Below are 14,541 nucleotides of genomic sequence, written 5' to 3' on the forward strand. Positions count from 1 at the left end.
TTCCTAATAGCCGCGGGCGCGGTCGACGATGTCGTCGATGGCCTCGCCCCGTTCCAGCTTGCCGATCTTGGCGGCGATCTGGCGTACGGCTTCCTCGCGCAGGGTGAGCGCGGAGATGTGCGGCGTGATGGTGATGCGCGGTTCGTTCCAGAACGGATGCGGCGCCGGCAGCGGTTCGTTGCGGAACACGTCCAGCGTGGCGCCCGCGATGTGGCCGGCGCGGATCAGCGCCAGCAGATCCGGCTCGGCCAGCAGCGCGCCGCGCGCCACGTTGATCACGTAGGCGCCTTCGGGCAGCTGCGACAGGTGCGCGCGGTCGAGCAGGTTCGTCGTCTCGGGCGTAAGCGGCAGCATGCAGACGAGGACCTGCGTGCCGGACAGGAAGTCGCCCAGTTCGTCCATGCCGGCAAAGCACGGCACGCCCGGCACGTCTTTCGGCGACCGGCTCCAGCCGCGCACGGGAAAGCCGAGCTGGCGCAAGGTGCGCAGCACGGGCATCCCGAGCTTGCCGAGGCCCAGCACGCCGACCGTGAAGTCGGCCTTGCGGCGGCGCGTTTCCAGCGGATTCCAGATGCCCTGGCGCGCCTGCTGCTCGTAGTCGTCGAAGCGGCGGAAGTAGCGCAACGTTGCATATGCGACGTACTCCGCCATCTGCTCGGCCATGCCCGCATCGCCGAGGCGGACGATGGGGACGTGCGGCAGCGCGTCGCCGAACTTCAGCAGCGCGTCCACGCCGGCGCCCATCAGGAAGATCGCCTTGACGTGGGCCAGCTGGTCGAGCAGCTGCGGCGTCGGCGCCCACACGACGGCGTAGTCGCAAGGCGGTTGCGACGCCAGCGACATGTTCTCGCGCCACACGACGGTCTCCGCGTGCGGCAATGCAGCGGCAAAATCACGGGCCCACGGTTCGATGACGCCGTCGCCCCGGTACAGCAGTATCCGCATGTCTTGTCTCCTGATTGTTATGGATGTTTGCGTTTGCTGTCTCGTTGGTAGGTCTGCGCCGCGGTCTCCGCCACGGCGTTGATTACGCTGCCGTCTTGAAGGCCAGCAGCGGTGCTCCATCCGCGACCTGGTCGCCGACCTGGTACAACACTTCCTCGACCAGGCCGTCGCTCGGTGCGGCAATCGTGTGTTCCATCTTCATCGCTTCCATGATCACGAGCGGCTCGCCTTTCTTGACGAGCTGTCCGCTGGACGCGATCACGGCCACCACCTTGCCCGGCATCGGTGCCGTCAGGCGGCCGTCCGCCGTCTCGTGCTCGCCGGCATGCGCGAGCGGATCGTGCCAATCCAGCACGTGGTGCAGGCCGCCCGTGAACACGTGCAGCGTTTCGCCGTCGCGCCGCACCGTGCCCTGGATCGCCTGGCCGTCCAGGCGGATCGCGTAGCGGCTGTCATGTTGCGAGACCAGCGCCAGCGGATGGGCCTTGCCGTCCGCTTCGAACGTCCAGCCATGCGCATGATAGGCCATGTCGATTGCATAGACCTTGGCCTGGGTCGTGGCCGCGTACTCGTCGCCGAACGCCAGCCGGCGGCGATACGTGCCGTTCATGCGCCAGCCGTGGGTGCTGGTCCACGGGTCGGCCGGGTTGCTGCTTGCGGGAGTTTCCGCCGCGACGAGGGCCACGGCCGCCAGCGCCAGCGCGGACAAGGGCGCCGGTCCTGCCGGCGGGAACAGCGTGGCCGTGTTTCGCTCGATCAGGCCCGTGTCCAGGTCGGCATGCGCAAAGGCATCGCCTTCGACGAGGCGTTTCAGGAACGCGATATTGGTCGCGAGGCCGACGATGTGGAATTCGGACAGCGCCTGCGCCATGCGCGCCAGCGCCTGCGCGCGGTCCGCGCCCCACACGATCAGCTTCGCGATCATCGGATCGTAGAACGGAGAAATCGCATCGCCCGCGCGCACGCCGGAATCGATGCGCACATCGCCCAGTTCGAACGCGACATGGCTTGGGGTGTCCATGCAGAGGAGTGTCCCGATCGAGGGCAGGAAACCCTTCTCCGGATTTTCCGCGTACACGCGCGCCTCGATCGCGTGGCCGTGGATCGCGAGTTCTTGCTGCTGCTTCGGCAGCGGCTGGCCGGCGGCCACCCGCAACTGCCATTCGACGAGGTCTGTCCCCGTGATCATCTCGGTGACGGGGTGCTCGACCTGCAGGCGCGTGTTCATCTCCATGAAGTAGAACGAGCCGTCCTGGTTGGCGATGAATTCGACGGTGCCCGCGCCCACATAGCCCACGGCACGTGCCGCCGCGACGGCCGCTTCGCCCATCGCGGCGCGGCGCTCCGGCGGCATGCCCGGCGCCGGCGCTTCTTCCAGCACCTTCTGGTGACGGCGCTGCACGGAACAGTCGCGCTCGTGCAGGTAGACGCAGTTGCCGTGCGTGTCCGCGAACACCTGGATCTCGATGTGGCGCGGCCGCGTGAGGTATTTTTCGACGAGCACCTTGTCGTCGCCGAACGACGAAATGGCTTCGCGCTTGCACGACGCGAGCGCGGCCTGGAAATCCTCGGACCGTTCCACGACGCGCATGCCCTTGCCGCCGCCACCCGCGCTGGCTTTCAGCAGCACCGGATAGCCGATGCGGTTCGCTTCCGATTGCAGCAGTTCCGGGTCCTGCGCATCGCCGTGGTAGCCCGGCACGAGCGGCACGCCCGCGCCTTCCATCAACTGCTTGGCGGCGGACTTCGATCCCATCGCGCGCATCGACGATCCTGGAGGACCGATGAACACGAGGCCCGCGGCCGCGCAGGCTTCCGCGAATTCGGCGTTCTCGGACAGGAAGCCGTAGCCCGGGTGGATCGCCTGCGCGCCGGTGGCTTTCGCGGCGGCGATAATCTTGTCGCCGCGCAGGTAGCTGTCCTTGGCGGCGGCGGGGCCGAGCAGGATCGCTTCATCGCAGACCGCCACGTGTTTCGCGCCGGCGTCGGCTTCCGAATAGACGGCAACGGTCTTGATGCCGAGGCGGCGCGCGGTGGCGGCGACCCGGCAGGCGATTTCGCCACGGTTGGCGATGAGGATCTTCGTGAACATGGTGTCTCGTCTGTTTTAAGTTTTGTAAACGTTAGCTTCAAACGTCGTCCCCGCGGAGGCGGGGACCCATGCTGAGCCACGGATCACGCGGCGTATGGATTCCCGCTTTCGCGGGAATGACGGGTCTTTTTGCTGAACAGGTCGAACGCGTTTTTTCGGCTTCAGCAGCCGCAGCTTTCCTTCTGCACCGACTCCAGCATCGCCGAGCGCGTTTTCAGGCCCAGCTTTTCCAGCAGCTTGCGGTCGTCGTCCGCTTCCGGATTGTCCGTGGTGAGCAGCTTGTCGCCGTAGAAGATGGAATTGGCACCGGCCATGAAGCACATCGCCTGCACGGCTTCGCCCAGCTCGCGCCGGCCGGCCGACAGACGCACGCGCGCCTTCGGCATCGTGATGCGGGCGACGGCGATCGTGCGCACGAATTCGATCGGGTCCAGCGGCGGCAGGCCGTGCATCGGCGTGCCTTCCACCTGCACCAGGTGGTTGATGGGCACCGATTCCGGATACGGGTTCATGTTGGCCAGCTGCGCGATCAGGCCGGCGCGCTGGGCACGCGTCTCGCCCATGCCGACGATGCCGCCGCAGCAGATCTTCAGGCCGGCCGTGCGTACGCGGCCCAGCGTGTCCAGGCGGTCGCGGTATTCGCGCGTGGAGATCACGTCGCCGTAGAAATCCGGCGAGGTGTCGATGTTGTGGTTGTAGTAGTCCAGGCCCGCCTGCTTCAGTTGCTCGGCCTGGCCTTCTTCCAGCATGCCGAGGGTCGCGCAGGTTTCCATGCCCAGCGCCTTCACGCCGCGCACCATGGCTTCCACTTTCTCCATGTCGCGCTCTTTCGGGCTGCGCCAGGCGGCGCCCATGCAGAAGCGGGTTGCGCCCTTGGCCTTCGCTTCGCGGGCGGCGTCCAGCACGGTGTCGAGGTCGAGGATCTTCTTCGCCTCGACGCCGGTGTCGTAGCGCGCGGCCTGCGGGCAGTAGCCGCAGTCTTCCTCGCAGCCGCCGGTCTTGATCGACAGCAGGGTCGCGAGTTCGACGTCGCCGTCGGGGAACTCGGCACGGTGGGCCTGCTGGGCGCGGAACATCAGGTCCGGCAGCGGCAGTTCGAACAGCGCGAGCACGTCTTCGAGGGGCCAGGTGGCGTCTTTCGGCAGGGAGGCCGGCGTGACCGGCGGGTGGAGAGTAACGACTTGGGTCATTTCGGATTCCTTGTTTTGGTCAGGCTCGCTTGGCCGGCCATCCGGGCAGGCTCGCGAGTTCGAGGTAAGTGGAGGCCTTGGCGGCCGTCGGTTCGTCCAGGCGCGGCACGCGGCCGAGCAGCGGGGCGGGCAGGCGGCGTTCGAGCTCCGCGACGTTGTCGATCGCGAAGCGCATGTCCGGGTCCACCTGGTTGGCGACCCAGCCCGCAAGCACGAGGCCGCGCGCGATGATCGCCTCGGCCGTCAGTAAAGCATGATTGATGCAGCCCAGGCGCATACCGACGACGAGGACGACGGGCAACCCCAATTGTACGGCCAGATCGGCGCTGTCGAAATCTTCGGAGAACGGCACGCAGAAACCGCCCACGCCTTCGACGACGGTCGCGTCGGACGCGCCCAGGATCTCGGCATACGCCGTCAGGATAGGCACCGGTTCGATGGTCACGCCTTCCAGCGCGGCCGCGATGTGCGGGGCGCACGGTTCGCGCAGCATGTAGGGCGTCGTGATCGATTGCGGCAGCAGCACGTTGCCGGCCGCGCGCAGCATGGCCGCGTCGTCGTTGTGCAATTCGCCGTCGCGTTCCTCGGCACCGGCCGCGATGGGCTTCATGCCGCACGCACGCACGCCCTGGCGCACGAGTTTATGGAGGATGGCGCTGGAGATCAGCGTCTTGCCGATTTCCGTGTCCGTGCCGGTCACGAAGCAGGCGAAGCGCGTCGGCACGCCTTCCGCGGCGAGCGCCGCGGGGATGGTCAGCGGCACCGCGGCCGGTTCGGCCATGCCGACGGATTGTTCGGGCTCGTTCAGACTCATGCCCAGGTCCTTTCCAGCTGGTTGAGCGCAGTAATCAACTGCGCGACGTCTTGTTCGGTATGCGCGGCGGACAGTGTGACGCGCAGGCGCGCCGTGCCCACCGCCACGGTCGGCGGACGGATCGCCGGCACCCACAGCCCCTGCTCGTGCAGGCGGGCCGCGGCGGCCATCGCCTCGTCGTTGGCGCCGATGATGATGGGCTGGATCGCCGTCGTCGACACGGGACGCTGCCAGCGTTCCAGGCGCAGGCCGGCGTCCAGTTGCGCGATGCGCGCACGCAGGCCGGCGCGGCGTTTTTCACCTTCATCGCCCTCGATGATATCCACACTCGCGAGCAGCGCGTGCGCGAGCGCGGGCGCGGCGGCCGTCGTGTAGATGTACGGACGCGCGCGCTGGATCATCAGCTCGATCACGTCCTCGTGCGCCGCGATGAACGCGCCGCCCACGCCCGCGGCCTTGCCCAGCGTGCCGATGTAGACGAGGTGCGGCGAGCGCAGGTCGAAATGCTCCAGCGCGCCGCGGCCGTTATCTCCCAGGACGCCGAAGCCGTGCGCATCGTCGACGACGAGCCACGCGCCATAACGTTCGCACAGCGCGAGCAGCGCGGGCAGCGGGGCGAGGTCGCCGTCCATGCTGAACACGCTGTCCGTGACGACGATTTTGGTGGGCGCAGCGCTCGCCGCGAGCTTCTCTTCCAGCGCGGCCACGTCGCCGTGCGGGTACACGGTCACGCCCGCGCGCGCGAGGCGGGCGCCGTCGATCAGCGAGGCGTGGTTCAGCGCTTCCGAAAAGATCATCGCGTCAAGCGTGCTGCCGAGCCCCGTCAGCACGGCGAGGTTCGCCATGTAGCCGGTGCAGAAGTACAGCGCGCGTGCGGATTCGAGGTGCGGCGCTTCGAACGCGGCGAGTCTCTCTTCCAGCAGGGCGTGCGCGCGGCTGTGGCCCGACACGAGGTGCGACGCGCCGCTGCCGGCGCCGTACAGGCTCGCACCTTCGCGCAGCGCTTCCACGACGCGCGGGTGGGCGGCGAGGCCCAGGTAATCGTTGCTGCAGAACGCGAGCAGGTCGCGGCCGTCGACGACCTGGCGCGGCGCGCAGGGCGTCTCCGCCGTGCGCCGGTGGCGGGTCAGGCTGTGGTTTGCCAGCTCGTCCAGCTGGGCGCGGACTTTATCCATCAAGTTCATCGTCACTCCGCGATCACCGATTCGAACACCTTGCGCGTGCGCGCGGCGAGGCCCACGATCTCTTCCTCGTCCAGCACGTACGGCGGCATCATGTACACGGTGCGTCCGATGGGCCGCAGCAGTAACTCGTTTTCCACGGCGCTCGTGAAGAAGCGGCGTGCGAAGGTCGAGGCGCGCTGCGTGTCCGGCTCGACCGCGTCGAACGCGAGAATCATGCCGCGCTGGCGGAAGTTGGTCACGCGCTTGTGGTCCAGCAGCGGCGCCAGTTCCAGCATCAGGCGCGTGGCCGTCTCGCGGTTCTTGTTCAATACGTCGTCGTCCCGGAAGATCTGCAGCGTGGCCAGCGCGGCGCGGCAGGCCAGCGCGTTGCCCGTGTACGAGTGCGAGTGCAGGAAGCCGCGCGTGATGTCCTCGCTGTAGAACGCCTCATAGACCTTGTCGGTGGTGAGGACGAGCGACAGCGGCAGATAGCCGCCGCTGATGCCCTTCGACAGGCACATGAAGTCCGGCCAGATCGCCGCCTGTTCGCATGCGAAGAACGTGCCGGTGCGGCCGCAGCCGACCGCGATCTCGTCGGCGATCAGGTGCACGTGGTATTTATCGCACAGCTCGCGCAGGCGCTGCAGGTACAGCGGGTCGTGCATCGCCATGCCCGTCGCGCACTGCACGAGCGGTTCGACGATGATGGCGGCGATCTTGTCGCCCTGTTCCGCGAACAGCGCTTCGACATCCTTCGCGGCACGCAGCGCGACATCCTGCGCGGACTCGCCGTCGACGGCGTTGCGCGCATCGGGCGACGACACGGTCCGCGCGGCGCGCAGCAGCGGGCCGTACGCATCCTTGAACAGCGCGACGTCCGTCACGCCCAGCGCGCCGACGGTCTCGCCGTGATAGGAGCCCTGCAGGCAGACGAATTCCTGCTTGCCCGCATAGCCGGCGTTGCGCCAGTAATGGAAGCTCATTTTCAGCGCGATCTCGACGGCCGATGCGCCGTCGGATGCGTAGAACGCGTGGCCCAGCTGCTGGCCCGTCAGCGCGGCCAGTTGTTCCGACAGCTCGATCACCGGTTCATGCGTAAAACCCGCGAGCATCGCGTGTTCGAGCTTGTCCAGCTGGTCTTTCAACGCCGCGTTGATGCGCGGGTTGGCGTGGCCGAACAAATTGACCCACCACGAACTGATGCCGTCCAGGTAGCGCCGGCCTTCATGGTCGTACAGCCATGGCCCCTTGGCGTGGCTGACGGCGATCAGCGGCACCTCTTCGTGGTGCTGCATTTGCGTGCATGGATGCCAGACGCTGCGCAGGCTGCGCGCGATCCAGTCGGAGGAGGTGGTGGTGGGTTTCAATCTACGTCCTGTTTGGTCTAGCTAGTCCAGCCATGAAGGCCGGCGTTTTTCGAGAAATGAGGCGACGCCCTCGCGCCCTTCGAGCGACGCGCGGATGACCGCGATGCGGTTGGCCGTGTCTTCCAGCAGCGCCTCCGTGACGGGTTCGCCCGCGATCTCGCGCACGAGCTTTTTCGCTTCGCGCACGGCGTTCGGGCTGTTGTTGGCCAGCGCCTGCACGATGCCGGCGACCTTCGTGTCGAGATCGGCGGCCGGCACGATCTCGTGCACGAAGCCGATGCCGTGGGCTTCCTTCGCGTCGAAGCGTTCGGCCGTGAGGAAGTACCGGCGCGCGGCCTGCTCGCCCATCGCCTTGATCACGTACGGCGAGATCGTCGCCGGGATCAGCCCGAGTTTTACCTCGGACAGGCAGAAGTTCGCCGTGTCGACGGCCACGACGACATCGCATGCGGCCACCAGGCCCATGCCGCCGGCGTAGCAGTCGCCCTGCACCTTCGCCACGACGGGCTTCGGGCACGTATACATCGTGCGCAGCATGTCGGCGAGGCGCATGGCGTCGGCGCGGTTTTCGCTGTCCGAATAACCGGCCATCTTCTTCATCCAGTTCAGGTCCGCGCCGGCGCAGAACGCGGGGCCGTTCGCGGCGAGCACGATGGCGCGCACGAGTTCATTGCGTCCCAGTTCGTCGAAGGCGAGGGCCAGCTCCGCGATGCTTTGTTCGTTGAACGCGTTGCGCAGGTCGGGGCGGTTCAGCGTGACGTGGCCGATGCGGTCCGTGATGGTGACAGTCAGCGTTTGATAGTCCATGTCCGTCTCCTCACATGCGGAACACGCCGAACTTCGTGTCCTCGATCGGCGCGTTCAGCGCGCTTGACAAGCCCAGGCCCAGCACCATGCGCGTATCGGCCGGATCGATCACGCCGTCGTCCCACAGGCGCGCGGTGGCGTAATACGGGTGGCCCTGGTGTTCGTACTGTTCCTTGATCGGCTGCTTGAATGCGGCTTCCTCGTCCGCACTCCACTGGCCGCCGCGTGCCTCGATGCCGTCGCGCTTGACGGTCGCCAGCACCGACGCCGCCTGGTCGCCGCCCATCACGGAGATGCGCGCATTGGGCCACATCCACAGGAAGCGCGGCGAGAAGGCGCGGCCGCACATGCCGTAGTTACCGGCGCCGAACGAGCCGCCGATGATCACGGTGAACTTGGGCACCGACGCCGTCGCGACCGCGGTGACCATCTTCGCGCCGTTGCGGGCAATGCCTTCGTTTTCGTATTTGCGGCCGACCATGAAGCCGGTGATGTTCTGCAGGAAGACGAGCGGGATTTTTCTCTGGCAGCACAGCTCGATGAAGTGCGTGCCCTTCAGCGCGGATTCCGAGAACAGGATGCCGTTGTTGGCGATGATTCCGACCTTCATGCCGAAGATGTGGGCAAAGCCGCAAACGAGCGTCGTGCCGTATCTCGCCTTGAATTCGTCGAACTCGCTGCCGTCGACAATGCGCGCGATGACTTCGCGCACGTCGAACGGTTTGCGGGTGTCGACAGGAATGACGCCGTACAGCTCTTCCGGCGCGTATTTCGGCTCGGTGCTTTGACGCAGCGCACCCTGCCGGGGCTTGGTGCGGTTCAGGTTCGAGACAATGGTTCTCGCGAGCGCCAGCGCGTGCGTATCGTCCTGCGCGAGGTGGTCGGCCACGCCGGACAGGCGCGTGTGGACATCGCCGCCGCCGAGGTCTTCGGCCGTAACGACTTCGCCCGTCGCCGCCTTCACGAGCGGGGGGCCGCCCAGGAAGATCGTGCCCTGTTCCTTGACGATGATGGATTCGTCGCTCATCGCCGGCACGTACGCGCCGCCCGCCGTGCAGGAGCCCATCACGACGGCGATCTGCGGGATGCCTTTCGATGACAGGTTGGCCTGGTTATAGAAGATGCGGCCGAAGTGGTCACGGTCGGGGAACACGTCGTCCTGGTTCGGCAGGTTGGCGCCGCCCGAGTCGACGAGGTAGATGCAGGGCAGGTTGTTCTGCTCGGCGATCTCCTGCGCGCGCAGGTGCTTTTTGACCGTCATCGGGTAGTACGTGCCGCCCTTGACGGTGGCGTCGTTACAGACGATCACGCATTCCTGGCCAGCGACGCGGCCGATGCCCGTGATGATGCCGGCGGCAGGGGCCGCATCGTCGTACATGGCGTACGCGGCCATCTGGGAGAATTCGAGGAACGGGGTGCCCGGATCGAGCAGCATCTGCACGCGCTCGCGCGGCAGCAGCTTGCCGCGCGCGACATGCTTGGCGCACGCGGCCTCGCCGCCGCCCTTGGCGACCTGCGCCACCTTGGCGCGCAAGTCGTCGACGAGGGTTTGCATGGCGGCGGCGTTGGCTTTGAAATCTTCGCTGCGCGGGTTGAGTTTCGTGTCGATCTGGGGCATCGGATCCTGTCTCCTGCTGTTCGCGGCTTGTGGCGCGGTTTTATTCAGGGAAACTGCCGTCCACATAGAACCACCGCATCTTGCCACCCACGGCAGGGTCCGGCTCGCGCAGGAACCGGCTGACTTCATGCAACCGGTGGGCGCGGCCGTGGACCTTGAAGCGGGCGACGAATTCGACGGTGTCTTCGTTGGGTTGTTCCGGCAGGTCTGCTTTACGTTGACGTAAACGTAAAGCAGATTTTATCTCAAGTCCGAGCCACTGCACCTTTTGGTTTTGGTCGATGATCGGTTCCGTTGGCCGCGTGCTGGGGTGCCAGGTCGCGCGCAGATAGGCCTCGTCCCGCATCACGAAGGCCGTGTAGCGGGAACGCATCAATGCCTCGGCCGTCGGCGGCATTTCCGCGCCGGCGATGAAGGGACCGCAGCAGCGCATGATCGACGGGCCGCCGCAAGGACAGGGGAGAGGCTTCGCAGGAGTAGACATGGCGGCAATTATCCGCCATTTCCGGGGGCTGGGTGGGCGGGGCTTTTATACGGGATAGCAGCAGATGAGCTGCGTTTGATGCATCTGCGCAGATCTTTTGCCGAAAATAAATGAACTGCTCATTAAGTGGGCGAAGAAATTTTTTGTTTCTGGGGACCTACGGTGGCTGTTCTATAACTTTTCCCTGCAATTATGTCGAAAACTGATGCAGGAATGACACGAACTGTCTGGATGATTACATATTGATAACATTCTGATAAACCGACATTCATGTAAGCGGTTTAGACAAAGGTAGCTTTGTGCCGGAAAAAATTGTTACTGAAAGACACGTTCTTTTCAATAAGTTTAAACTGCAAGGTATCATTGTCGACCATGTATTAACCCATTGAGCTAGATGGAATCGAATCCCATGAGTGAAGTGAGCCAGGTAAAAGGTGTTTTGTTTGGGAAACTCGGTCAGGACAGACGGCTGTTGAAGTTGGATACCTCCCTCGGCTCCGATACCTTGTTGCCGCAACGGGCGCATGGGGTCGACCGCATCAGCGAAGGATTCGATTACACGGTTGACTTGTTGTCGCTCGACGCCGATATCGAACTCAAGCAACTGATCGCACAGGAAGTCACTCTTTGGATACTGCAGACCGACGCGACCTATTTACCTGTCCATGGCTATGTTCACACGGCCAAAAAATTGGGCAGCGACGGGCAACTCTCGGCGTACCAGATCCAATTCTCGGGTTGTATCCACTTTCTCAGGTTCCGCAAGGATGCGCGCATCTGGCAGGATAAAAATGCCGAGGACATCATCGCCGACGTATTGAACGGCCATCCCCAGTGCCAAGGACGATTCAGGTTCGAACTGACGCAGCCAGCCCGACCTCGTTCTTACTGCACCCAGTATGAAACGGACTGGCACTTCGTCATGCGCATGATGGAGAGCGAAGGATGGTATGCGTACTTTGAACAGGCGTCCGACGGCAGTGGCCATCAATGGATCATCACCGATTCCGTGGGAAACCTGAAGTCGCGTCATCCCGAAGACATCGCTTTCCATCGCGCCGGTACCAACGATGAAGTCGACAAAATTGTTCAGTGGGGCACCACCCGAACGCTTTTGAACAGCCAACTTTCAACAAAGACGTTCGACTACAAGGCGCCGCGCAATATCAGCGAAACCGGCATGCAAATTCTTCCGGATCACGGAAGCATCCCAGCGCAGCTGGAGGTTTACGAATATACCGGTGCCTATACGAACTCGGGTGTCGAGCATGGGACGGACCAGTCTCGCGTGCGCGTGCAGGAATGGGAGTCTCGCGCCAAGCGGTTTTTTGGCACGTCGGGTGTCCGCCATTTGCCGGTGGGCCGGTGGTTCACGCTCACCCATCATCCGGCACATGATGAAGTCGCCGATGAAGACCGCCAGTTCGTGGTGTTGAATGTCGAATGGGCTATCGAAAACAATTTGCCTCTTTCCAAGACACAGAAGGCGTTTTCGGGGAGCCTGAGAGGCCATCTACTCAAATTTGCTGCGGATGCGGGCTTGTCCGGTGTCGATAACGAGGTTCCTGGCGCTGAGAGCAGCCGCACGGGTCACTGCTTCAACCGTTTCGAGGTACAACGGCGCACCGTGGAATACCGCAGCCCGTTCAACCATGTCAAGCCGTCGATGCATGCGCAGACGGCGACCGTGGTCGGGCCTGCCGATGAAGAAATCTATACCGATAACCTGAACCGGGTGAAAGTGCGCTTTCATTGGGACCGGCTCAACCCAGGCGATGAAAAGGCATCCTGCTGGGTACGGGTCAGCTATCCGAACGCGGGTGAAGGATGGGGCGCCGTCCATGTGCCGCGCATCGGCCAGGAAGTGATCATCACCTTTCTCGATGGGGACGCAGACCGGCCGATCATCACAGGACGTATCTACAATGGCGAGCAGGCGCCGCATTGGCATAGCGACGGCCGCCTGTCCGGCTACAAATCGAAAGAATACAAAGGCGCCGGGTTCAATCAGCTGGTCATGGATGACACATCCGAACAGAGCCGGGCGCAGCTGTTCAGCAGTCACGCGAATGCGCAGCTCACTCTCGGCTATCTGATTGGTCAGCAGGGGAACAATCGTGCCGGTTTTTATGGCTCCGGTTTTGCACTCAATTCGGACGCGTACGGCGCCATTACAACGCAACAGGGGCTGTATATCAGCACCTATGGCAGGCCAGGGCCGAAAGGTTCGCAACTGGACGTCCGCGAGGCACGTGACCAATTGAAGGAAGCGCAGGAGCTGACGAAAAACCTGTCGGACGTCGCCGAGAAGTCCAGTGCCGAGGCGCTGCCAGGACAAGAGGCCCTCCAGGAATTCGTCGACGCTACCCAGGCGCAGTATAACGGGCCTGGCCAAGAGGAGGCCAACCGTTTTGCCGATCCTCTGCTGCTGATTGCCTCTCCCGCTGGTATCGGGTTGAGTACGCCCAAAAGCACGCACATTCATAGCAGCGACCAGATGACGATGTCGTCGGGTGCCGACACCAATCTGGCCGTAGGCAAGAGTCTGATTGCCAGCATCAAGGAAAAAATCAGCCTGTTCGCCTACAACGCGGGTATCAAGCTGTTTGCCGCCAAGGGGAAAGTCGAAGTGCAAGCCCAGAATGGCGACATCGACATTATCGCGGAGAAGGTGTTGCGACTATTGTCGGCTACCGACCGGATCGAAATCTTCGCCAAGAAAGAGGTAGTGATCGGCGCCGACGGCTCCGCGATCAAGATCAATGGCTCGGGAATCACCGACATGACGAGTGGTAAGCGCATCATCCACACGTCCGAGCTTTCCGTACCAGGGCCGCAGACGACAGCGTATTCGCTACCCACGCTTCCCAAGGAAGTTTGCCTTGAATGCCTGAAAAAGCGCGCGAAGCAGCGTAGCGCGTTCGTGAACAAAGGAGCGCAGCAATGAAGATTGCGCCGTTGGAAGTCTCCACTTTCGAGTCGAACCTGGCGACTGCTTTCGATAACCAGAACCTTACCTGCTACGCGATCATCGACAAGGCACAGGACAAGACGCTGCTTGAGAAATTCGAAAAAGGTGGGATTGGTGTGCGTGGTAAGTGCATGCTGCCGGCGGCGCTGGATTCCGAAGCGGAAGACTATGCGCCGTATCTGCTGGAGCTGTCGCCGCTTGCAGCGGATTCGGAAATCTGGCCTTCCATTCTTCGTGCAGGCGCTGAGCATCCAGCCAGCTTTACCTTACTGGCGAGCCGATTTTCCTTCGATACGCTGTGGGAGCATCTCGCGGCGTTTACTGAAATCCTGCTGCCCGACGATACCGACATGATCTTCGCGTTCTGGGATCCCGCCGTGCTCGGAACCCTGACCGGGCAGGCAAGCGATCTCACGTTGCACGTCCCAGCGCCGGTGCTGAGCGAGCGCCAGCGAGCGCGTCTGTTGCTGGGCATCTCGGTGTGGTGGTATTGGGACCGGGACGGAAATCCTCAACAGATTCTGCCCAGGACCAATGCCGAGGCAGCCGCTGCGCATCTGGTCAGTTTGCCGCTCAAGCTTACTCAAGTGCAGGTAGACATGTTGGTAGAAGCTGGCGTGCCTGATCAATTGTTATCAATGGTCATGGAAAACCAGCCTCAATTACTTTGGGATATTCCTGTTTCGCAGCGCTACCGAGTAATTGAGCAGCATTTGCTCGATGCGCGAAAACTAAAAATATTCGGAATGCGTGACATTTTGAACTACACATGCTCGGCGTTGATTTATGCGGATGCGCTCCACACCGACGTAAATATCGTCGCATTGCTAGAGCAAGTTAAGGATGGAAAAATCAGTTTTGATAAGGCAATGGAGCAGTTCCCGAGAACCTAGCGGAAGATTGCTTGGACCGTTTTTGTTCAGTTTAAAAAATCGCCAGTTAAGTGAAAGATTAAGAGCCTACTATGCGTGAGCTGAGGAAAAAATCTGACGGACCTGAACTTTTATTTCCTCGTAGGCGTGTTGCGCTTAAGGTAATTATGTCAGGTCTTTTAATGCCGCTAGCAGCGTGCGGGCAAGGAGTAAAAAAT

General features: G+C 63.1%; 11 protein-coding genes. 2 read left to right on the forward strand and 9 right to left on the reverse strand.

Annotated features, from left to right (window positions below; genetic code table 11):
• Positions 1 to 3: 3 nt before the first annotated feature.
• The 9 genes from ASD28_RS07645 to ASD28_RS07685 all read right to left on the reverse strand — a co-directional run bounded on the left by ASD28_RS07645 (position 4) and on the right by ASD28_RS07685 (position 10,480).
• The gene (locus ASD28_RS07645; RefSeq protein ID WP_056126004.1) at positions 4 to 945 is read right to left on the reverse strand and encodes a glyoxylate/hydroxypyruvate reductase A; all 942 of its coding nucleotides are present in this window, start codon (positions 943 to 945) and stop codon (positions 4 to 6) included.
• Positions 946 to 1,027: 82 nt separating this feature from the next.
• Positions 1,028 to 3,037: an acetyl/propionyl/methylcrotonyl-CoA carboxylase subunit alpha gene (locus tag ASD28_RS07650; RefSeq protein ID WP_056126006.1), complete on the reverse strand. Its 2,010-nt coding sequence runs from the start codon at positions 3,035 to 3,037 to the stop codon at positions 1,028 to 1,030.
• Between the two features lie 161 nt (positions 3,038 to 3,198).
• Positions 3,199 to 4,227 carry a biotin synthase BioB gene (bioB, locus tag ASD28_RS07655; protein WP_056126007.1) on the reverse strand — a complete coding sequence of 343 codons (1,029 nt, stop codon included), beginning with the start codon at positions 4,225 to 4,227 and terminating at the stop codon, positions 3,199 to 3,201.
• Between the two features lie 19 nt (positions 4,228 to 4,246).
• Complete coding sequence (bioD, locus tag ASD28_RS07660; RefSeq protein WP_056126009.1) at positions 4,247 to 5,041, reverse strand: dethiobiotin synthase; 795 nt, start codon at positions 5,039 to 5,041, stop codon at positions 4,247 to 4,249.
• Positions 5,038 to 6,225 (reverse strand): 8-amino-7-oxononanoate synthase, encoded by a 1,188-nt coding sequence (gene bioF / locus ASD28_RS07665; RefSeq protein ID WP_056126011.1) that lies wholly within the window; start codon positions 6,223 to 6,225, stop codon positions 5,038 to 5,040. Before bioF ends, bioD begins: the two co-directional genes overlap by 4 nt.
• Positions 6,226 to 6,227: 2 nt before the next feature.
• Positions 6,228 to 7,571, reverse strand: a complete 1,344-nt coding sequence (bioA, locus tag ASD28_RS07670; protein ID WP_056126012.1) for an adenosylmethionine--8-amino-7-oxononanoate transaminase — start codon at positions 7,569 to 7,571, stop codon at positions 6,228 to 6,230.
• A gap of 21 nt (positions 7,572 to 7,592) precedes the next feature.
• Positions 7,593 to 8,378 carry an enoyl-CoA hydratase/isomerase family protein gene (locus tag ASD28_RS07675; protein ID WP_056126015.1) on the reverse strand — a complete coding sequence of 262 codons (786 nt, stop codon included), beginning with the start codon at positions 8,376 to 8,378 and terminating at the stop codon, positions 7,593 to 7,595.
• Positions 8,379 to 8,388: 10 nt separating this feature from the next.
• Positions 8,389 to 9,996, reverse strand: a complete 1,608-nt coding sequence (locus ASD28_RS07680; protein ID WP_056126017.1) for a carboxyl transferase domain-containing protein — start codon at positions 9,994 to 9,996, stop codon at positions 8,389 to 8,391.
• Positions 9,997 to 10,036: 40 nt separating this feature from the next.
• The gene (locus ASD28_RS07685) at positions 10,037 to 10,480 is read right to left on the reverse strand and encodes a YchJ family protein (RefSeq protein ID WP_056126019.1); all 444 of its coding nucleotides are present in this window, start codon (positions 10,478 to 10,480) and stop codon (positions 10,037 to 10,039) included.
• A 409-nt stretch (positions 10,481 to 10,889) separates the two neighbouring features.
• Here ASD28_RS07685 and ASD28_RS07690 point away from each other — a divergent pair, with 409 nt between their 5' ends.
• Positions 10,890 to 13,427: a type VI secretion system Vgr family protein gene (locus ASD28_RS07690; protein WP_056126021.1), complete on the forward strand. Its 2,538-nt coding sequence runs from the start codon at positions 10,890 to 10,892 to the stop codon at positions 13,425 to 13,427.
• Positions 13,424 to 14,344, forward strand: a complete 921-nt coding sequence (locus ASD28_RS07695; RefSeq protein ID WP_056126023.1) for a DUF4123 domain-containing protein — start codon at positions 13,424 to 13,426, stop codon at positions 14,342 to 14,344. The genes ASD28_RS07690 and ASD28_RS07695 overlap by 4 nt, the downstream gene beginning before the upstream one ends.
• Positions 14,345 to 14,541: the final 197 nt, after the last annotated feature.

It is taken from the genome of Massilia sp. Root133, from assembly GCF_001426525.1.
Classification (GTDB): Bacteria; Pseudomonadota; Gammaproteobacteria; order Burkholderiales; family Burkholderiaceae_D; genus Telluria; species Telluria orientalis.

Coding starts and splice junctions, on each gene's coding strand:
- ASD28_RS07645 (WP_056126004.1), bottom strand. CDS start 945: ATGCGGATACTGCTGTACCGGGGCGACGGCGTCATCGAACCGTGGGCC.
- ASD28_RS07650 (WP_056126006.1), bottom strand. CDS start 3,037: ATGTTCACGAAGATCCTCATCGCCAACCGTGGCGAAATCGCCTGCCGG.
- bioB (WP_056126007.1), bottom strand. CDS start 4,227: ATGACCCAAGTCGTTACTCTCCACCCGCCGGTCACGCCGGCCTCCCTG.
- bioD (WP_056126009.1), bottom strand. CDS start 5,041: ATGAGTCTGAACGAGCCCGAACAATCCGTCGGCATGGCCGAACCGGCC.
- bioF (WP_056126011.1), bottom strand. CDS start 6,225: ATGAACTTGATGGATAAAGTCCGCGCCCAGCTGGACGAGCTGGCAAAC.
- ASD28_RS07675 (WP_056126015.1), bottom strand. CDS start 8,378: ATGGACTATCAAACGCTGACTGTCACCATCACGGACCGCATCGGCCAC.
- ASD28_RS07680 (WP_056126017.1), bottom strand. CDS start 9,996: ATGCCCCAGATCGACACGAAACTCAACCCGCGCAGCGAAGATTTCAAA.
- ASD28_RS07685 (WP_056126019.1), bottom strand. CDS start 10,480: ATGTCTACTCCTGCGAAGCCTCTCCCCTGTCCTTGCGGCGGCCCGTCG.
- ASD28_RS07690 (WP_056126021.1), top strand. CDS start 10,890: ATGAGTGAAGTGAGCCAGGTAAAAGGTGTTTTGTTTGGGAAACTCGGT.
- ASD28_RS07695 (WP_056126023.1), top strand. CDS start 13,424: ATGAAGATTGCGCCGTTGGAAGTCTCCACTTTCGAGTCGAACCTGGCG.